General features: G+C 56.8%; 23 protein-coding genes and 1 pseudogene. 15 read left to right on the top strand and 9 right to left on the bottom strand.

Features of this window, described 5'->3' with window-relative positions:
* Positions 1–80 precede the first annotated feature (80 nt).
* On the top strand, positions 81–1,079 hold the full coding sequence (locus ACI2I1_RS09035; protein ID WP_404678833.1) for a cation:proton antiporter: 999 nt from the start codon (positions 81–83) through the stop codon (positions 1,077–1,079).
* Here the strand turns inward: ACI2I1_RS09035 and ACI2I1_RS09030 are convergent.
* A complete protein-coding gene (locus ACI2I1_RS09030) occupies positions 1,022–1,507 on the bottom strand; it encodes a hypothetical protein (RefSeq protein WP_404679176.1) in 486 nt (161 codons plus the stop codon). The genes ACI2I1_RS09035 and ACI2I1_RS09030 overlap by 58 nt on opposite strands.
* Here ACI2I1_RS09030 and ACI2I1_RS09025 point away from each other — a divergent pair.
* A complete protein-coding gene (locus tag ACI2I1_RS09025) occupies positions 1,394–2,002 on the top strand; it encodes a Crp/Fnr family transcriptional regulator (protein ID WP_404679161.1) in 609 nt (202 codons plus the stop codon). The genes ACI2I1_RS09030 and ACI2I1_RS09025 overlap by 114 nt on opposite strands.
* Here ACI2I1_RS09025 and ACI2I1_RS09020 read toward each other — a convergent pair.
* Both ACI2I1_RS09020 and ACI2I1_RS09015 read right to left on the bottom strand, forming a co-directional pair.
* Entirely contained in the window at positions 1,996–3,045 is a 1,050-nt protein-coding gene (locus tag ACI2I1_RS09020; RefSeq protein ID WP_404678832.1) for a glycosyltransferase family 4 protein, read from the bottom strand. The genes ACI2I1_RS09025 and ACI2I1_RS09020 overlap by 7 nt on opposite strands.
* 102 nt (positions 3,046–3,147) lie before the next feature.
* The gene (locus tag ACI2I1_RS09015) at positions 3,148–3,405 is read right to left on the bottom strand and encodes a hypothetical protein (protein ID WP_404679175.1); all 258 of its coding nucleotides are present in this window, start codon (positions 3,403–3,405) and stop codon (positions 3,148–3,150) included.
* On the opposite strand from ACI2I1_RS09015, the gene ACI2I1_RS09010 reads away from it, so the two are divergent.
* Both ACI2I1_RS09010 and ACI2I1_RS09005 read left to right on the top strand, forming a co-directional pair.
* A complete protein-coding gene (locus tag ACI2I1_RS09010; RefSeq protein WP_404679160.1) occupies positions 3,346–5,157 on the top strand; it encodes an HAD-IIB family hydrolase in 1,812 nt (603 codons plus the stop codon). The two genes, ACI2I1_RS09015 and ACI2I1_RS09010, sit on opposite strands and share 60 nt — an antisense overlap.
* Positions 5,154–6,044, top strand: coding sequence for a glycosyltransferase family 2 protein (locus tag ACI2I1_RS09005; RefSeq protein ID WP_404678831.1), 891 nt, complete (start codon positions 5,154–5,156; stop codon positions 6,042–6,044). Before ACI2I1_RS09010 ends, ACI2I1_RS09005 begins: the two co-directional genes overlap by 4 nt.
* Here ACI2I1_RS09005 and ACI2I1_RS09000 read toward each other — a convergent pair.
* From ACI2I1_RS09000 to gntA, 5 genes are read right to left on the bottom strand one after another with little or no spacing between them, the layout of a single operon-like run.
* Entirely contained in the window at positions 6,037–7,140 is a 1,104-nt protein-coding gene (locus ACI2I1_RS09000; protein WP_404678830.1) for a glycosyltransferase, read from the bottom strand. The genes ACI2I1_RS09005 and ACI2I1_RS09000 overlap by 8 nt on opposite strands.
* Before the next feature lie 59 nt (positions 7,141–7,199).
* On the bottom strand, positions 7,200–7,691 hold the full coding sequence (locus ACI2I1_RS08995) for a hypothetical protein (RefSeq protein ID WP_278321834.1): 492 nt from the start codon (positions 7,689–7,691) through the stop codon (positions 7,200–7,202).
* The gene (locus tag ACI2I1_RS08990; protein ID WP_404678829.1) at positions 7,688–7,966 is read right to left on the bottom strand and encodes a hypothetical protein; all 279 of its coding nucleotides are present in this window, start codon (positions 7,964–7,966) and stop codon (positions 7,688–7,690) included. The genes ACI2I1_RS08995 and ACI2I1_RS08990 overlap by 4 nt, the downstream gene beginning before the upstream one ends.
* Positions 7,963–8,586, bottom strand: a complete 624-nt coding sequence (locus ACI2I1_RS08985; RefSeq protein WP_404678828.1) for a DUF1989 domain-containing protein — start codon at positions 8,584–8,586, stop codon at positions 7,963–7,965. The genes ACI2I1_RS08990 and ACI2I1_RS08985 overlap by 4 nt, the downstream gene beginning before the upstream one ends.
* Complete coding sequence (gntA, locus tag ACI2I1_RS08980; protein ID WP_404679159.1) at positions 8,559–9,227, bottom strand: guanitoxin biosynthesis heme-dependent pre-guanitoxin N-hydroxylase GntA; 669 nt, start codon at positions 9,225–9,227, stop codon at positions 8,559–8,561. Before gntA ends, ACI2I1_RS08985 begins: the two co-directional genes overlap by 28 nt.
* A gap of 161 nt (positions 9,228–9,388) precedes the next feature.
* Between gntA and ACI2I1_RS08975 the strand changes: the two genes are divergently transcribed.
* Together ACI2I1_RS08975 and ACI2I1_RS08970 are read left to right on the top strand one after the other, a co-directional pair.
* On the top strand, positions 9,389–9,799 hold the full coding sequence (locus ACI2I1_RS08975; protein ID WP_404678827.1) for a hypothetical protein: 411 nt from the start codon (positions 9,389–9,391) through the stop codon (positions 9,797–9,799).
* A 409-nt stretch (positions 9,800–10,208) separates the two neighbouring features.
* Positions 10,209–10,613, top strand: coding sequence for a DUF421 domain-containing protein (locus ACI2I1_RS08970; RefSeq protein WP_404678826.1), 405 nt, complete (start codon positions 10,209–10,211; stop codon positions 10,611–10,613).
* Positions 10,614–10,617: 4 nt separating this feature from the next.
* Here the strand turns inward: ACI2I1_RS08970 and ACI2I1_RS08965 are convergent, their stop codons facing one another.
* Entirely contained in the window at positions 10,618–11,070 is a 453-nt protein-coding gene (locus ACI2I1_RS08965; protein WP_404679158.1) for a hypothetical protein, read from the bottom strand.
* Positions 11,071–11,239: 169 nt separating this feature from the next.
* Between ACI2I1_RS08965 and ACI2I1_RS08960 the strand changes: the two are divergent.
* The 9 genes and pseudogenes from ACI2I1_RS08960 to ACI2I1_RS08920 all read left to right on the top strand — a co-directional run bounded on the left by ACI2I1_RS08960 (position 11,240) and on the right by ACI2I1_RS08920 (position 19,178).
* Positions 11,240–12,597, top strand: a pseudogene (locus ACI2I1_RS08960) (IS3 family transposase).
* 270 nt (positions 12,598–12,867) lie between these two features.
* On the top strand, positions 12,868–13,065 hold the full coding sequence (locus ACI2I1_RS08955; RefSeq protein ID WP_404678825.1) for a hypothetical protein: 198 nt from the start codon (positions 12,868–12,870) through the stop codon (positions 13,063–13,065).
* Between the two features lie 423 nt (positions 13,066–13,488).
* A complete protein-coding gene (locus ACI2I1_RS08950; RefSeq protein ID WP_404678824.1) occupies positions 13,489–14,121 on the top strand; it encodes a hypothetical protein in 633 nt (210 codons plus the stop codon).
* Entirely contained in the window at positions 14,118–14,564 is a 447-nt protein-coding gene (locus tag ACI2I1_RS08945) for a phage holin family protein (RefSeq protein WP_346031511.1), read from the top strand. The genes ACI2I1_RS08950 and ACI2I1_RS08945 overlap by 4 nt, the downstream gene beginning before the upstream one ends.
* A complete protein-coding gene (locus ACI2I1_RS08940) occupies positions 14,561–15,385 on the top strand; it encodes a DUF3618 domain-containing protein (RefSeq protein WP_404678823.1) in 825 nt (274 codons plus the stop codon). The genes ACI2I1_RS08945 and ACI2I1_RS08940 overlap by 4 nt, the downstream gene beginning before the upstream one ends.
* Positions 15,386–15,563: 178 nt before the next feature.
* Positions 15,564–16,523, top strand: a complete 960-nt coding sequence (locus tag ACI2I1_RS08935; protein ID WP_404678822.1) for a YihY/virulence factor BrkB family protein — start codon at positions 15,564–15,566, stop codon at positions 16,521–16,523.
* A gap of 207 nt (positions 16,524–16,730) precedes the next feature.
* On the top strand, positions 16,731–17,279 hold the full coding sequence (locus ACI2I1_RS08930; protein WP_346031508.1) for a YetF domain-containing protein: 549 nt from the start codon (positions 16,731–16,733) through the stop codon (positions 17,277–17,279).
* A gap of 269 nt (positions 17,280–17,548) precedes the next feature.
* Entirely contained in the window at positions 17,549–18,046 is a 498-nt protein-coding gene (locus tag ACI2I1_RS08925; RefSeq protein WP_022673557.1) for a DUF892 family protein, read from the top strand.
* A gap of 22 nt (positions 18,047–18,068) precedes the next feature.
* The gene (locus tag ACI2I1_RS08920) at positions 18,069–19,178 is read left to right on the top strand and encodes a glycosyltransferase (RefSeq protein ID WP_404678821.1); all 1,110 of its coding nucleotides are present in this window, start codon (positions 18,069–18,071) and stop codon (positions 19,176–19,178) included.
* Positions 19,179–19,204 lie beyond the last annotated feature (26 nt).

Raw genomic sequence — 19,204 nt, 5'->3', positions numbered from 1 at the left:
GCGTACCGGAGGCCTTCAGCCCGCTTGATCAGCCCGTTTTTTGGAATTTGCGTCCGAACTTGCCGTTATCATAGCGCTGTTTGGAACGGGCCTTCGGCTCGATCGCATTGCCGATTTTGCTAAATGGTCGCGCGATCAGGCTGCTGTTGATAGCGATGCCGTTGTGCATTCTGGTGGTGGCCCTCGGTGGAATGCTGATCGGTATGACACTAGCTGGTGCAGTGTTGCTCGCAGCGGTCCTGGTGCCAACCGATCCCGTGCTCGCTGCCGATGTTCAGGTGGGTCCGCCGCTCGAGGGTGGCGAACATCCAGTACGCTTTGCGCTAACGACCGAAGCGGGCCTGAATGATGGACTGGCGTTCCCATTCGTCTATCTCGGCATTTTCCTTGTTGCCGCAACAGGCGCAGCCGAAGAGTGGCTATGGAAATGGTTCGGGCTGTACGTCATTTACAAGATAGTGATCGGCACTCTCGCTGGATTTGTCGCTGGATGGCTTCTGGGCAAGGTATTGTTCGCCCTCCCCCGCAACAATCCGCTTGCAACAACGTCCTCAGGCGTGATTGCGTTTGCCGCCGTTCTTCTGACCTACGGCGCGACCGAATTGATTGAAGGATATGGGCTCATTGCAGCGTTTGCGATGGGACTTATTTTGCGGCGCGGGGAATCAGATCATGATTATCACACGCGCCTACATAGCTTTTCCGAAGCACTCGAGCATGCGTTGACAGCAATCCTGTTGGTCCTGCTCGGCGGTGCTTTGCCGGTGCTATGGCCCTACCTTGATTGGCCTCATGCGCTGCTCGGCTGCGCGCTCATCTTTCTCATTCGGCCAGCGACGGGAATGGTATCGCTGTTCGGCAGCGATCTATCTCTTCGGCAACGAGCGATCATCTCCTTTTATGGTGTGCGCGGGCTGGGCTCGATCTATTATCTCGCTTATGCTGGAGGACAGCTCGATCTTGTCGATGAAGGCGAATTGTGGGCAACGGTCGGTTTCACGATCCTTCTTTCCACGCTCGTTCATGGCTTCACTACAGGGTCGGTGGTTTCCAAAGCCACAAACACCGCGCATCGATAGTTCTTGGGTCGGCCGCTCAAATCGTGACCCTTGCTAGAATCGACAAACACCAGCATGAGAAGCTGCAACTTGCGAACCAGCCATATCAACGGCTGAACAATGACATAGCGATCCCAAAACGCGAACTGACGCAATTTGGTCCGCTGCGAAAGGATCGCCATGCTTACCGATTTATTTTTGAAGGGTCGTCTGCGGCACGACTTAAGCGACGAAGAAAAACGTGCCTTGGATAATGCGGTCGCGCGCACCGTCGATTTGGAACCGCGAAAGACGATTTGGAACCGCGAAAGACACTTGTAGAGCGCGGAGAGCGGATCGAAAACTCCTACTTCATCGTCGAAGGATCCATGCTTCGACAGTTGGACGACCAGAAGGGCGAGCGACAACTGGTCGGGGTTAATATCGTTGGAGATTTCGTCGATCTGCATGGCTTTGCCATGAAGCATCTGGACCATTCGGTCGGGACACTGGACGCTGTGAAAGTGGCGCAGGTGCCGCATAAAGCAATGGCAGAGCTAGTGGATCAGTATCCACATCTTGGACGAGTTATGTGGTTTTCCACCATGCTCGATGCTGCCATGTATCGAACATGGATATTCCGGCTTGGTCGGCTTAACGCGGAGGGACGCATTGCGCATCTCGTCTGCGAGCTAATCGAGCGATTGAGGCTAGTCGGGCGCTATGACGGGCAGAATTTCCCGATACCCTTGCTACAACGCGATTTCGCCGAAGCGTGCGGCATTACCACAGTGCATGCCAATCGCAGCTTTCGTATGCTGCGCGAGCGCGGTCTGCTCATCGCACAAGGTGACGGCGTAATAGAAATTCTCGATGAAGTTGGCTTGTGCAAGTTGGCACAATTCTCGCCCGATTATCTCTATGGTAAAGGTGAACTTGCTCTTGATGGCCTCTATGATCACTGAGCGAGTACGTCTCGATAAATATCGATGGTTTCACGCGCCATTCGCGTTGAGGAGAAGCGCTCCTCAAACCGCCCGCGGATTTGCTGCCTGTCGAGCTCCTGAACCTTTTCGATCGCGCGCTCCGCTTCTTCGATCGAGTTCACGACATACCCGGTAAGACCATCTTCGACGATTTCGTTAGCGCTGCCTCGGTTCCATGCAATAACCGGCGTCCCGCAGGCCATCGCTTCGATCATCACCAGGCCAAATGGCTCGGGCCAGTCGATTGGGAAGATAAACGCCATTGCATCGCCTAAGAGGGATTGCTTTTGTGCGTCATCTACGCTGCCAATGTGCTCAATGGTTTTGCCAAGATGCGGCGCGACTTTTTGGACGAAATAGTCTGGGTTGCCCGGATCGATCGGCCCAGCGAGCTTTAGCGGGAGCGCGGAATTGTGCGCGACCTGAATGGCTCGATCTGGACGCTTCTGGTCGGTCATGCGGCCTAGAAAGGCGAGATAGCGACCTGAGCCTTCGCCTCGCGTATAACGATCCTTCGGCAGCCCATGATGGACAATGCCGGCGAGCGAGGAGTGCGGCACCGCGCGGGACTGGTCGTGCGAAATGGCGATGATCTTCTCCCTGGGAAAAGCGCGGAAGTGTTCGACATGATCTGGTTCGTCTGCACGCCAATGGATAGTGCGCACCGCCGGAACATCGAGAACAGCACAAACTCCGCTCGCATGAGCGCTTCCATGCAGGTGAAGAATATCGAAGTCGCGCGCGTAGCGCACGAGATCGCACAGCTGCTGCGCTTCCAGTTCAGCCGGTAACCCCGGCGGTGCCTGTGCTACGTTTTCTTTGTATGCGGATACCGAGGAATAGTCGCCGATCAACTGCGCGCGCTCAATCTTGCAATCGGCGGGTCCGAACACGGTTACATCATGATCGTATGTCTGCTCACGCACCAGATCGGCGATGACCCTTTCGGTTCCTCCATATTGTTTAGGTGGGACCGGATATATGACCGGCGCGATATGCGCGATCTTTAGGCGATGTAACATTTATTACTCGATTCATTAGAAACAAGAATGGGTTACGCCAGTTAGACCCCCTGTGAAAGGTGGTTCTGGATGTTTGTTTGCCATATCGCGTTGCAGGGATGCCTAACCCTTAGCGATGTTCCTTATGGCATTACCGCTGATACAGGCGGGCATATCAAATATCTGCTTGAGCTTGCTGAGACGAGCGCACTGGACCCGGAGATTGATCGGATCGATATCGTAACGCGTGGGTTTGAAGATCCCGCACTTTCCGATGAGTTTGCCCCCGGAACGGGCGAGATCCGCGGCGACATTCGGCTTGTGCGGCTTGCCGATGGCAACGAAGGCTACCTGACAAAAGAGGAACTGCACGAACAGCATGACGCGCTTTGCAAAGCCTTTCTCGACTATCTGAAAAGCTGTCCGAAGCTACCCGACATCATCCATGCGCATTATGCCGATGCTGGTATCCTGGCGCGGGCAGCGTTTGAGGAACTGGGCATCCCCTATGTTTTTACCGCCCATTCCTTGGGAGCCGTAAAGCGTCAGGCGAATGGTGCGACGAGTGATGAACTCGAACGGCGGATCGAAATCGAAGAGAGAGTGCTTGAAAAGGCGAGCGGCGTCATTTCGAGTTCGCGGGACGAAGCGGAAGCCCAGTACGCCCACTACTCGAAGATAGATAGCGGCCGCATTCGCGTCATCCCGCCTGGCTGCGACTTGGAACGGTTCAAGAATGCGCCTGTGAGCAACAAGGTCCGCAGCGATGTTGCAAGATTTCTATGCGATTCTGAGAAACCCATCATCCTCGCGATCGCGCGGCCTGTACGTAAGAAGAACCTGGTCGCGCTCGTTGAAGCTTATGCTGCACACTCAGAACTGCGCGAACGCGCAAACTTGGTTATTGTTGCCGGGTGCCGGTCACAGCTATCGGAACTCGAACAGGAATGCCGCGAGGTTATCGAAGAGCTTATCGCCGCGGTCGAAACCCACGACCTTTACGGCCATGTGGCTTATCCAAAGAGCCATGAACCAAGCGACATACCGGCTTATTACGCGCTCGCGAGAGAAAGCGGCGGGGTGTTCGTCAATCCGGCGTTGAACGAACCCTTTGGGCTGACCTTGCTCGAAGCAGCCGCTTCGCATCTCCCAGTGGTAGCAACCGATAGTGGCGGCCCCAATGATATCATTGAGCGCTGCGAAAACGGCGTATTGGTTCAGCCGACCGATCGCAGCGCGATCGCAGACGCCTGCTTTTCGATCATTGCCGATCGCAAGAGCTGGATTCGCTATGCCTCTGTCGGCGGTGACGCAGCGAGTGCATATGATTGGCAAGCGCATTGCCGCATCTATCACCGATTGCTGAACGATCTGGTTTCGCCCCCGCAAAATGCGCCCTCATGGGGCCGGCTTTTGGTCTGCGACATTGACAATACGCTGCTGGGCGACCGGGAGGCTTTGCGCGAATTTCTTCGGTGGCAGACCAAGAACAGCGAGAATATTGCGCTGGGCATTGCAACCGGCCGCAGCTTCCACAGCGCTCAAGCTATTCTTGCCGCGGAAGGGGTTCCCAACCCCGATGTCATCATCAGCGGAGTCGGTACGGCAATGCACTGGTACGATCGGGAGCGTCGCTGTTTTGTTGAAGATGAAGCCTGGAAGGCCGGACTCGCACGCGACTGGGACCACGAACGGGTGCACGATGTTGCGACAAGACTAAACTTGCGGTCGCAGGCTTTGCTCGAGCAGAAAGTCGGCAAAGCCAGTTTCTTCACGGGCGAGCTTTCAACAGATGAAATTCGCGCTGCCTTCGATAAAGAAGGTTTGGCGGTCGAAATCATTGCCAGCCATGGTCGGTATCTGGATATCCTTCCGCGTGGCGGGGGAAAGCAAGCGGCCGTTGTCCACGCTGCAGCTCGATTGGGGCTGACCCAGTCAAGAGTTGTTGTGGCCGGTGATAGCGGTAACGATCGTTCGATGCTCGTCGCCTGTCCTCATCCGGTGATTGTTGGAAACTGGTCGGACGGCCTGGGCGAAGATCCCGCTCTGTCCCATGCGTTCGTCGCGTCGAAAACGCATGCCGCCGGGGTTCTCGAAGGCGTGCGGCACTACCAATCGGCAGGCAGCTGGTGAGCAATTACCGGTCTTTATCGATCCTGACGCTCATTCGCGGACGCCAGAATCATTTCGACCATCTGCTTGCAGGGTTGGCCTCGCAAACTCGCCAACCCGACGAGATCGTCGTCGCCTATATGCAGGACGAGCCCCCTACACTTCCGGAAAAGGCGGTTTGTCCGATCCGATGTGTTCATGTGCCGGGCGATTCGCTACCCCTAGCCAAGGCACGAAACAAAGCAGCCAAGGCGGCTAGCGGAGATATCCTCGCATTTCTCGATGTCGATTGCATTCCCGATCCGGAATTTGTTCGCCGCGTGGATGAAGCATTCGAAGAGGATTGGTCGGGGGTCTATCTTCCGGAAGTAAGATATCTTCCCGCCTGCAAAAATGGTTGGTTCAGCGCTTACGATCCCAAACCTGACTATTCTCGGTTGGTGCAAGAAGCGGTGAGACATCCCGCCAAGCCCGAAGTGTTCAACAAGGCAACCATGCCAATCGACGATTACGGCGAGCTATGGGGACTGGCTTTCGCGCTCAGTTTCGACACCTGGCGCAACGCGGACGGAATGGACGAAGCCTATGTCGGCTACAGCGCTGAAGAAACCGATTTCGCCGAGCGGCTCGCAGCTATTGAAGCGCCGTTATTTTGGCTTGGCGGCACGCTCTGCTTTCACCAGCATCACGCCGTACACAAACCCCCTCTGCAACATTTTCAATCTATCGTTCGCAACGCGCAGCTTTTTCGCGAGCGTTGGGGCAAGTGGTGCATGGACTATTGGCTCGACGATTTCGAAAGACGCGGCCTAATCACGCGGTATGACGATGCGATAGAGGTACGTCGCGAACCGAGCGCGCAGGAGGTCGAGGCTACCCAGCAGGGGTCGGACATTCGCTTTAGCTAGCGGTCCAGTACTCCCTGGCTTTCGCCTCCAACCATTCCGCAGCTCGTCGCGCTGCATCCGGCTCGTGAAGTTGCGCCAGATTGGCCGTATCTAGATTATCTGTAGCAGCAAGCGCTTCCTTCCACTCCGGAATCGACGCTGGCCAGGTTTCGCGATAGATCGCTCCCCCAACCCGGTCGAGTTCGATCGCCTTGCGGCGCTGTTCATCGAAATAGCGCCACTCAGGAATGCAGAGAAACGGTTTGGCGAACCGTGCAATCTCATGCACGGTGTTGTCGCCGGCCGAGGCGACGACGCGATCGGCTGCGGCAAGATACTCGTTCAGATTGTCGACCCAGCCAAGCTGGCGCAAATTCCCGAAATCGGTCTCGTGCCCCTCTTTGTGTAAAGGCCCTGCGATGAGCCACAGTGCATCGGGCTCGGCTCGTGCGGCCACCGTTAGCGGCGCATAGGGAGTCCCCGACCCACCGCCCCCTGCAATTACCAAAGTGATCGATTTGTCAGTTGGAAGACCAAGCCTCTCGCGTGCCAGTTCGCGTTCAAGCACTGAACCGTCGGTCGTACACAGTCCGCCGGTGTAATAGGTGCGCTCACGTGCCCAGGCAGGATAGTCTTCCTGCTCGATCACTTCATCGAAGGGGGCGAGCATACCTACCGAAGCCTCGTAAGCGGCCAGATGTCCCGTATCATTGCGAGAGCCATGCATGCGGATCGAAATGGCCGGAACGCTCATAATCCGCGCCAGTAGGGCAATTTCGGCCGAAACATCGATGACGAAGAGCGCAGGATCAACTTCGCCAAGGGTATTGGCAATGATCCGCATGTGCTCACGCATCTCGTCGACGCCCAATGGCACACAATGCATAATTGATGGTGTCGGCTCTTCGTGAAGCGCGTTGCTACGCGAAGGCGCCCCGATCATATCAGGCAGCTGCGTGATTTTCGAATGGCGCGGCATGTCGTCGAATTGGTCGGGCTTCGCGGTGAGAATGTGAAGCGGGCGGTCGTGAGGAATGTACGCCGCAATAGCCATAATCCGATTGGCATGGCCACGCCCCTGGTGATGCGCGAAGAAGACGAGCGGGCGTTTAGGCATGAAGCATTCCGGAAAGCCTTTGAGTTTCAGCGGTCATAAAGCTCATAGTGGTATGCCGTTCAGACGTCGTCATGAGGCGTGATCTTCACAATAAGCGTCCGGATGGCGGTAAACAGCAGCGCGACCATAGCGACTAGCATGGCGCTCAGAATTACGACCAGCCAGTAGAGAACCTTGTAGAGGCTCGGGAACCAGACCGATGGTATTTCATCGAACTCCCCAATCGGCATAGTCATCAGCAGCAGCATCACGACCGAGCCACCCAGTAGGAAGGCGCTGAGTAAACTGATATGATAGACGCGCTTGTACATCGATTGGTCGAACTCGGAATCGACCCGCCGGACAAGCCCTAGAAGGGTCAGCATTAGTGCCATTGTTGTTGCTGAACTCGCTGCGATTGCGCTGCCGAGATAAAGCGCCGGCGAACTCAGTGCTTCGATCATCTCGCGCGCATGAAGCGAGGAGTAGATGGCCCCGTTCGCATAATGGCCGCCAATACCCACTGCCAAAACTAACCCAGCAGCAAGAATGGAGATCCAGGCCGATTTCATGCAGTCTTCCTTTCAGTCGATCCTGCATCAGGTTCAGCGCGAATCAAGTAGCGATAGACGCCCCACAGATTGATCGCCAGAAGGCAGATATTCTGCCATCCAATGCCCTCGGCGTCTTCGCTCATAAAAGCCCATACTATCAATGCGGCTGAAGATGTAACGAAGAGTACGAACGCCCAGCCCGATACCCGGGTGGAGATATTGGACGCAACGACCAGCGCGGCGACTACCGCTGAAATCGCGCCATACCACTCGAGAATATCGAGGAAGTTCATCGCTTCGGCTTTCCTGGTTCGATGCGATAATCGATCGGTTTAAAGCTGCCGCCATTCGAAGCGTAGGCCGAACATGCCGTCAGTCCGATGATCAGATCCATATTCGCGCGAAAGCGAATGAAGTCGCCTGGTTTGCTGAGCGGCGGCAACACTTCGATCGTACCGGATGAGGATACCGGCACGTTCATAAAGATATTGAACGCGGTCGGTATATGATCTTCGTCGATACCATATGGCTCGAGCGCAGTGGCCAGGTTTCCAAAGCAACCACGATGAGAGGGTCTGTCCGGGTAGAAGTGTAAAAAGGTGTCCTTCGAACACGGGGTGAGCAGAAAATCGTGTTTGCCGACCGTGTCGTCCTCGATACCAAGCATGATGCGCGATCGGTTCGACCACAAGCGCGATCCGATCCCGAGATCGATAGTCTCTTCGTAATCGAAGGTGCGTCCGTTGGATAGCCATTCGCGTGGATCTTCGGCTGCAAAGGCAACGAGATCGCTCACCTGCGATCCCTCCGGATCGAACACGGTCAGAGCGTCTCCAGCGCGGAGCTCGAAAGCTACACCAGTACGCGGTTCGATCCGCTCTTTCCCTATTGTCTCGGATCTTTGAACGGACATTCCCAATCTTCCCCCACTATTCGCCCACTGTATTGACGCGCTTCGCTCGCTTCCCCGTGCCGGGCAAGCATTGGATTAATCGACCCGGCGAGTTGTTCGTCGCGCTGGAGAATGGCTTTGCGAAGCTTCTCATAGCGCTGTTCGGCTCGTAGGCGCTCGAACTGATCGTGTAGATTGAACACGAGCGTTGGATATCGCGTGCGCCGCGCGGGCCGCGAGGCGTTAGGGTGCATTCCGACTACGAAATATGCCCTGCCCCCGAAGCTCAAAGAGAAATGCGGATCGCTCGGATCGCTGCTGACGCTCGGATCATAGCGCTGCCCACGCCACCCATCTTTGGCTGCGAGAGAAGACAATCGCTCCCACATCGCTGATTCGAACGCTTCTTCGCTTAGGTCCAACGGACCGGAAAAGACCACCACGAAACTGCGAAGTCCGCTTGGATCATTCTCATAGAGATCGCGCCAGCGAAGCAAACCCTCATGGATCGAAACATCGTCCCATGCGCTTGTCAGCTGCCAAGCCGATCGTACCTCAAGTAGCCCGGAATTGAGCGCGGACTTAGCGCCGACGCAGGGAAAATTTTGGTCTTCAATATGCGTCTGAAGAGACGAAACCAGTGGCTCCGCATCGACTTCCATTGGCACCCGTTCACGTTGACGCAGCTTACCCATGCGAGCTCTACGCGAATGTACCGCTTAAGTTTCTGCAACATAACAAAGATCACACGATTTTTCGGTCCGAAATCTCCCCGAGTTGGTAGTCGCCTAGGGGAACATGCGAAGAACAAATGAGGCGGTTCATGATCCGGCGAGTTCAAGTCTACGGTCAGCGTTGCAGCGGTACCAACGCGCTGATCAAATTAATCGAAGCCAATTTCCCCGAACTGACGTTTACTGAAGAATACGGCTTCAAGCACTGGCTGGTGCCGGAGTGGTTCAGCTTACCCAATGACGTGCTGGTACTCGTCATCGCACGCAGACCAGATCAATGGTTACGAAGCCTGCACAGAAACCCGTGGCATGCTGACTCCGATCTTAAGAAGCTCGCCTTTTCCGATTTCATCCGCGCGCCATGGGAAAGTGTTTGGGACGATGACTTTTGGGGCGTTTCGTCAAATTGCGATTTCTATCACACCCCATCATCGAAGAGCGCTGTCCGTCGACCGGAAGACCATTCGCCAACGCGATCGCTAAGCGGACGGCCAAGCTGAAAAACTGGATCGCAGTAGCCGATCAGGCGGGTGCTCATGCTTTTGTGTCACACGAAACTTTAGTGTCGAAGCCGGGGATTATTTTGGACAAAATCGCAAATGCCGCGGGTGTAGCGCGACGGAATGACTGGACTTACCTCACATCCTACAAAGGCGCGGGAGAAAGGCTATTTGTGCCAACCGTGTACGAATCTTTGTCGCGCGCTGATCGCGAGCATGTAGCAAAGTCCCTTGACGAAGCGGTAGAGCGGCAGTTTGCCGATCCGATCAAACCAATAATTGAGACGAGAAAATGTTCGTAGACGGAAGTCTGCCCGATCTTCTTGTGCGAAGCGCCGCATTGACCGCGCTCGCGGTGCTTTGAGTTATTGGTCTGGTGCGCCTAGTGGGATTGCGGTCCTTCTCGAAGATGACGAACTTCGATTTCGTCATCACGGTCGCATCCGGATCCTTGCTCGCCGGCGCTGCGCAGGCTTCGACCTGGACTGTATTCAGTCAGGCGCTCCTTGCCCTTGCAGCGATCTTTGCGGTTCAGTGGGCGATCGCACGCATCGGAAAGGAGTCCGATACCTTCGAACAGGTCATACAGAATGAGCCCATCTTGTTAATGCGCGATGGTGTGATCGACGAGCGCGCGCTAGGGCGCACCCGTGTTGCGCGAAGCGATCTTATTGCCAAGCTGCGCGAAGCAAACGTTCTTCGCTTTTCAGCCGTGCGTGCCGTGGTGCTTGAGACGACTGGCGACATAGCGATGTTGCACGGAGGCCAGCTCGAGGTAGACCTTTTGGAAGGTGTGCAAAGAGCGAAAAGCTAGTAGGTCAAGCGTCTGCATCCACAGCCGTTTCACGTTCCCAATAACGCAACGGTCCGAGCTCGTCGATAAAAGCGCGTGCTGATTTCTGGGTTGTCAACTCAACGCAACCCTCGTCGAGATCGCCCGCCAGTCCGACCGCTTCGAACATCGCGCGTGCCGGCTCGTTGAACGCGATAAATTTGCAATGCGCAAAAGCGTCAGTCAAAAAATCACGCGATGGTGCGTCGTCAACGAGGTGCTGCGCGCCTTCTTCGCTCATCACAAGCGCGACAGCATCGTAGAGAACCGATGGGCCGCCATCGATCTTCTCGTCACCTTCCAATTTATCACCGTTATCAAGCATTACACCGCCGATCTTGGGTGTCACGATTTCACAAACCGCATCGGCCTTCTTTACCGCCGAGCGCAGTCCTCTCACCAGGGCCGCTGGCGCCCCTTCAGATACAAACAGTCCCAGCCTACGCCCCTCAAAGGTCTGAGGACCATTCTTGACGATACTCAGAGCGTCGGAGGGTTTGAGATCATCCTGTACCTTTACTGTCTCCCGTCAGCGCCTATGGCACAGATTTGAGGTTGTGATTTAAGGAGGGTTTGGGCTTCGTCGTAGTGACGAAGGAACGAAGACGATGCCCAAATCCTCCAATGCAAAATCGCGGACCAAGGCCCCTGCCGAACAGGTAGTGAAGGACATCCGGCGCAAGACCCGCCGACACTTTTCAGCCGAGGACAAGATCAGGATCGTCCTTGATGGCCTGCGCGGCGATGACTCCATTGCCGAGCTGTGCCGCCGTGAAGGGATCGCGCAGAGCCTGTATTACACCTGGTCCAAGGAGTTCATGGAAGCAGGCAAGCGCCGCCTGGCTGGCGACACTGCGCGTGCTGCGACCACGGACGAGGTGAAGGGTCTGCGCCGTGAAGCGCGATCTGAAGGAATGCGTGGCCGATCTCATCTTGGAGAACCGGCTGCTCAAAAAAAGCATGACCGGGCTTGGGGAGACGACGAATGAGGTATCCCGCATCCGAGAAGTTCGAGATCATCCGGATCGTCGAGCAGTCGCATCTGCCCGTCAAACGCACGCTGGACCAACTTGGCGTGGCACGGCGAACCTTCTACCGCTGGTATGACCGCTACCTTGAAGGCGGGCCGGAAGCGCTCCAGGACCGCCCTTCAGCGCCGAGCAGGGTGTGAAACCGCATCGGAGACGATATCCAGGACCAGATCGTCGGACTCGCGCTGGAGCAGACCGATCTATCCCCGCGCGAACTGGCGGTGCGCTTCACCGACGAGAAGCGCTATTTTGTTTCCGAAGCCACGGTTTACCGGCTGCTCAAGGCCCACGACCTGATCACCAGCCCGGCCTATACCGTGATCAAGGCGGCAGAGGCGTTCCACACCAAAACCACGCGGCCCAACGAGATGTGGCAGACCGACTTCACCTACTTCAAGATAATCGGATGGGGCTGGGTCTACCTCTCTACCGTGCTCGACGATTACTCGCGCTACATCATCGCCCGTAAGCCGCGCACCACCATGTGCGCCAGCGACGTAACCGACACGCTGGACATGGCGCTGGCCACCTCAGGCTGCGACCACGCCAATGTGCTGCACAGGCCGCGCCTGCTCAGCGACAATGGCCCCAGCTACATCGCCGGAGAACTGGCCGAATACATCGAGGCCAACAGGATGAGCCACGTGCGCGGCGCACCCTTCCATCCGCAGACCCAGGGCAAGATAGAACGCTGGCATCAGACATTGAAGAACCGCGTCCTTCTGGAGAATTACTTCCTGCCCGGCGATCTCGAGACCCAGATCGAAGCCTTCGTCGAGCATTACAACCACCAGCGCTACCACGAGAGCCTGGACAATGTGACACCTGCCGATGCCTACTTCGGCAGGGCATCAGCCATCATCAAACGAAGAGAAAGGATCAAGCGAAAGACACTCGAATATCGGCGCTTGCAACATCGCAGGCTTGCCGCCTAAACATCAATCCAAGACGAGGCAATCGCGCCGTAAATCTACGCCGTGAATTGTGCCAAATGTTCTGACGACGGACAATTAGCAAAGCCAGTACCCGAAGGTGATCTCTTAGCGGCCGTTCAGAATGGTTTGACGGGAACCGCTGACCATTGGACGCCATAGAGACTACATCACTCCCGGTTCGCGGCTAGCATCGGACCAGTACGTACGAGCGGCGCTCGACCCTTTTGCGGCCGCATTTGTGTCTGAGTGAGATTTGTCTATTCTTTGCGGATGGAACAGGAAAAGCGTGAACTTCGCCATGAGCTCGTAAATGCTGAGCAGGAAAATCTTGCGCTCAAAGGGATGTTGAAGCGAGCCGCTGACGAGATTGACGACTTGGCAGAAGCCGAATGTTCAGATGCAGCGGTCGAACGCGCCGAATCACAGGCTGAGCGGTTGAGAAAAGCGAGTAAGACACGTTCTGAATGAGCGTCCGCTTCCCATCCATAATCAGACATTGGCGAAGCTCATAACCGGAACAAAGCTGCCGGTCCGCTTTCAGGCTTTCTCTGGGAGGGTCCGAACGTCCGAAATAGGGGCCCTTCGCGGACCGGCAACTAGGGGGCCGGAAACGGATTGTCCGGATATGGTGGCTGCAGCGTCGAAAGCCGACATTCCACGCGCGACCAAAGGCGGTCCCTATGGTGCTGCTGGCCCCCTTTCGCAAGCAATCCTTCCATCAGACTATCTATGGCTCGTGTCGATCTCTGAACATGGGGCCTTTCTTTGGTACAGATTTCCCGAAGGCAAGATGCGCGGACTTTGGACGCTGCAATTCGATTGATCTTGGGCAACTTGCGGAACAATCTCAGCGCGATACCGCTCTAGTGTTATCTTTTTAGGAGATTAACCATGGTGGACACCCCACGAAACCGAACAAGTAGCTCTCAGCACGGCGACGTAGCCGATGATCTCAAGGGCGACGCCCGCGACCTCAAGGAAACGGCGACCAGACAGGGCGAAGCGAAGGCCGCCGAAGAAAAGGATCGGGTCGGACGCGCGGCACATTCCGCTTCTTCGGCCATGCAAACCGCCGCCGACGAACTGCAGGGCGACCACCGGGCACCCGATTGGCTTGCTTCTGCATTCAGCAGCGTGGCACGCGAAGTGGACGGGCTGGCATCGCGATTGGAGAACAAGTCTCCGCGTGAACTGGCTAACGAAACGCGCCGGTTCGCCCGCGACAATCCGTCGGCCTTCCTCGCCGCATCGGCTGCCGCCGGGTTCGCTGCCGCCCGCTTCCTTCGTGCTGGCGCCGAATATCACGATGACTACGATGTCGGCCAGAACGATAGCGACCGCGGCAACGCTTACCATACACGCGGAACCTATGGTGCTTCGACCGGCATGGCCGAAACGACCCCGGCCACTACCGCCGCCTCAACCACTCCTACCGCGACGACGGGTTTGGGGGATCGCGAAAAGACTGTGGCACAGGCGCGCACCAGCGTTGCGTCTTCCCGTTCAACGGGAGAAACCCGGTGAGCCAGATTGACAACAGAACCGACCGCGCGACGAAGACCAGCAGAACCGACGATAACGTCGTCGACCTGCTCGGCCGTCTTACCAGTCAGAGTGCACATCTGGCGCAGCAGCAGGTCAATCTCGTCCAGGCGGAAATGCGCGAATCCGTGGCAGACATACAGAAATCGGTTGCGAGCCTTCTGGGCGCAGCGGTGTTCGGCATAGCCGGTCTCGGTGTCACACTGATGGGCATTGCCTATCTGATCGGCGACGCCATCGACGACCGCGATCTGGCAACCCTGCTGGTCGGCCTTGCAACCCTCATTCTGGCCGCCATCCTCTACGGCGTCGCCCGAAGCAAAATGAAGGCAACCAATCTCAAGCCGGAGCGCACGATCGATACGGTCGAACGCACGCCTGATGCGGCCACCGGCGACCTTACCCATTCCGGAGCAAAACGATGACCCAGAACCAAACTCGCGACCCCGATGCCATCGAAGCCGACATCCGCCGCACACAGGAAAACATGAGCGAAACTGTCGATCGGATTGGCGACCAGATGTCGCCGCGCAGCCTGTTCGACGCTTTGCTAGACAAGGCGGACGAGAACGGCATCGACGCGCGCTACATCCTTGACGGTGCCCGCCGCAATCCGCTCGCCATGGCGCTGATTTCTGCCGGTGGCATTTGGCTGGTCAGCGATTACGATGCCAAGCCGTCGGCGTTCACGTCCAATTCCGGAAGCGATGGCATTTCGAGCAACGCGTACGATTACGACCCTGATCATCGCGGCTATGTCGAACATATGTCGCGTGTCGAGCGGCAGCCCGACGAAGACGACACGATCTATCGCCGCCGTCGCGACGAACATCGCGGAACCTATCTAATGATCGAACGCGATCACGACGAGGACGACAAGTCCTATCGCCAGCGGCTCGACGACGCGACCAACCGCATGCGCGAAAAACGCGACAGCTTCGCCGATAACGCGCGCCAAACGCGAAGTGACCTGGCTAAACGTGGTCGGCGCACGATGGACAAGGGACGCGATGCCTATAACAGCAATCCGCTCGTCGGCGGGCTGGCAGCGGCCATCGTCGGCGCCATTGCCGGATCGGTGATACCGTCCTCGCAAACGGAGCGCGAAAAGCTGGGCCCCCAAGGTGCCAAGACACTGGACCAAGCCAAGGCGAAAGCCCGCGAGGTTGGCCGCGAAGCACGCGCGAAGAAGGACGAAGCGGTTGCCAAGGCCGACCGCAAAATGGAAGAAAAAGGGCCGGCGTAACGCATTGCCTGCTCGCCAGTTGCGCCAGTCCGATCGAGGTTTCATCTCTGTCGGGACTGGCGCACGGGTATTGAGCCCGGATGCATCGGGCAATTGTCTGAAATCATACCGGCGGCATCAAACGGTGTTCGCCGGTCTGACGCGTTAGATCACCTTAGGATAATTCGACTGGCAATCTATGACTTCGACTGACGAACCACGTGGGCGCACGGCAAAGAAACCTTCGCACATTCCTGCGAAAGGCTGGAAGGACATCCTTCTGAGAACGAAGGACGAGCTCGATGCCGACCATGTTTCGGTCGTGTCCGCAGGCGTCGCCTTCTTCGGCCTGCTCGCGCTCTTTCCCGCGATCGCCGCGATCATCCTGATCGCGGGATTAGTCGTTGATCCGATGGTGGTCGAACAGCAGATCGAAAGTTTCGCCGCCGGGCTACCGCAAAACACAGCCGAAATACTGGAGAACCAAGCCCGCAAGGTTGCCGCCGGCGCGAACACCACGTTGGGCTGGGCTGCGCTCGGCAGCATTCTCTTCGCGATCTACGGCGCGTCGAAAGGCGTCAAAACGCTGATGGTCGGCATGAACGTCGCCTATGACGAAGACGAAACGCGTGGCTTTCTTCGGATCAATGCGACAGCCCTTGTGCTGACGGTTCTCATGGTGCTCGTCCTCGTTATCGCGATGGGCCTGATGATCGTCCTGCCCCTGCTTGCCGACGGACTTGGACTGCCGTCCTTCATTCAAACCTTTGTATTCTATGGCCGGTGGGTGTTGTTGGCTCTTATCGCTTTTGGCGGGTTGTCCGTGCTCTACCGATATGGTCCCTCGCGCGATGCGCCGGAATGGCGCTGGGTCACGCCGGGTTCGGTCGCGGCGGTGACGGTTTGGTTACTCGCATCGATCGCCTTTGCCTTCTACGTGCGGAATTTCGGTAGCTATAACGAAACCTACGGGGCGCTCGGCGGCGTTATCGTATTGCTGATGTGGCTATGGGTGTCGTCATACATCGTGCTGCTTGGTGCAGAACTCGATTCCGAAATCGAGCACCAGACCCGCCTCGATACGACGGTCGGACCGAACGAGCGGATGGGCAATCGCGATGCCATCAAAGCGGATACGCTCGGGGAAGAAAAAACCTGAACTGCCGAACGCCGAATGTTGTGTTTGGCAACCCCGCATACCATTGCACCGGACGGGATTTCGGGGTCTGGCCAGGATTTCGGTGAGAACCATGCGAGAACGGTTGCGAAACGCCGTCATTCTCCTTGTGTCGCCGATTGCACTCTGCCCTGTCGGTGCTTAGCTATTCATTCGAGGACCAACCGCCGAACCCTTGCGAGCGTATAAATGACTTCACCGAGCAGCGATATTGATACCTGGTTCAACAGCTTCGATCGGCTTACTAGCGTCGCTATCGGTGCGGTCGTGTTCTATATCCTGATCGTTGCGATGACCCGCGTTACGGGCAAGCGCACGACCAGTCAGATGAACAATTTCGACTGGATGGTGACCGTCGCGGTGGGGAGTCTCGCGGCCTCGGGTATCTTGCTTAAAGATGTCAGTATAGCCGACGCTGCCTTGGGTATTGCAATCATGTTCGCGCTTCAGTGGGCGACGTCCTGGCTGGTGCTGCGCAGCGATGTTTTCTCCAAGCTTATCAAGGCAGAACCGCGCATGCTGTTGCACAAGGGCGAACTACAGAAGGACGCGATGCGCGCCGAACGCATCTCCGAAGCCGAAATCTACAACGCTTTGAGGCAGAAGGGGCACCTGAGCCTCGACGATGCCAACTGGGTAATCCTTGAAAATGACGGAAAGTTTTCGATCATCCCTCGAGACGATACATCCTTGGACAATGCGCAGTTGATGAAGGACGTTGGACCGGGCGGCTCGTAACGTTGTTTGCATGCATCTCGCAAACGGTCGTTACATCGAGCCAGATGAAAACCATGTTCCTTGCGAACCATTTCAATTCATAAGTGACCGCAGGAACCGTTGTTCAACGGCGTTTGCCGATAATCACCAAGACATCCCAGCATATCGATTGTTACGGCTATACCGTTAATTCCTTGGATTTAAATTATTCGAAACCAAACGGCCCGCTCAGAGATTACCCAATCAGAAGCTGCCGTGAGTTTTCATGGCCATCAAAAAGGAGGCCTACTGTGTCTGCACCGAAAAACCTCGAAGATTGCTACAAGGAAGAACTGGCCGACAACTGGTCTGCAAATGATCAGATGTCGAAAATGGTCAGCCAACTGGCCGACAAAGCGAGCGATCCCAAGCTCAAGGAACGTCTCAGCAAGGCTGCCGAGGGTATCAAGGATCATACCGCGACCCTGGAGAAGCTGCTGAAGGATTGCGGCGAGAGCGAGAAAGAGCATTGCAAGGGCATGGAAGGCCTCGTCAAAGAGGCGAAGAAGCATGTCATCGATGCGGATATCGACGATGATGATGTTCGCGACGTCGTCATCGTGTCGCAGTATCAACGCATGTGCCATTACGGTATTTGCGGCTTCGGCACTGCCAAGGCGTTTGCCGAAGCGCTCGGCAAGAATGACCACGCCGCCAAGCTTGATACAATTACGGCCGATATCTACGGCGCGGACGAAAACATGACCGATCTGGCGGAACGATCGGTCAACCTCCAAGCCAAGGGCTGACATGATGATGGGTGCTGGCCCCTTGACCAAGTGGGTCGGCAGCCGACGCATTCGCACCTCGTCGATCATCGAGGAAGCGGTTGCCGGGTTGCCGTTCAAGAACCGGATTGCAGTCGGAACGGTTGCCTCGTCACTCCCCGCAAAAGCGGATTTCGCTATCTGCGTTCCCGCCCGGAACGAGGAGCATATCCTGCCCGCTTCTCTGGCGTCACTCTTCGATACGGTTGGGCGCAGCGGCGCGGTAGGGGCAATTGTCCTGCTGATCAACAACAGCGCAGACCGTTCTTGGCAGATCGCCTCCAGCATGCTCGAGGCTTCGGGATGCAACTATCTGCTCGTCAAGGTTTCGCTGCGGCCAGCCGTCGCCGATGCACCGCACGCACGCCGTATCGCGCTTGATATCGGGGCGCTACTCGTTCCGGATGGCGCGCTACTCACAACCGATGCCGACACCCTTGTTGCTCCGAATTGGGCGGCGGCGAACCTTCGGCATATTCGCGATGGTACCGATCTGGTGTGCGGCACCGTTTCGATCGACCCGCAAGAATATACTGGCCTGCCCCACTCCGTTCGGCGTTGCGGGGAGGTTGAAGCAGCTTACTCGGCAGAGCTTGAACAGCTGTGGCAGCGTTGGACCAGCGGAGATGCGCCGAGTTTCCAGATCGCCGCGATGGGTGCCAGCTTAGCGCTGCCGACTGCGCGCTATCGTGGTATCGGCGGTATGCCGATACCACCTGTTGCTGAGGACAAGGCGCTGGCCATTCTCGCCCGTCGCCGTGACTGGTCCATCAAGGTAGCGAGCGACGTGACAGCTAGTACCTCCGGACGACTTTTTGGGCGCGCGGCTGGCGGAATGGGCGATGCATTGCGCGACCGTGCCACGCACGACGATCCTTACTGCGATGAGCAGCTGGTGCCGCTCGCCCTGCTGCAACGCCTTGCGGATGTCTGGAATGGTTTGCAATTCGGCATGGGGAGATACGCGCAGTTCCAGGACGCAATAGCGCGCGATCCTGCATTGCAACATCGCCGGATGCGCATGTCCCAGGTCATGGTCAACCTGTCCAATGCTCGAAAGGAGACACTGGATGACACAACGAGTGCGCTTCGCGCAGCGGGTGTCAGAGCGTGACTGACCGTTTGGCAAGACCCGGTATC

Source organism: Qipengyuania sp. NPDC077563, from assembly GCF_044901345.1.
Taxonomy (GTDB): Bacteria; Pseudomonadota; Alphaproteobacteria; order Sphingomonadales; family Sphingomonadaceae; genus Qipengyuania; species Qipengyuania aestuarii.
This window is presented reverse-complemented; position numbering and strand designations above follow the sequence as displayed.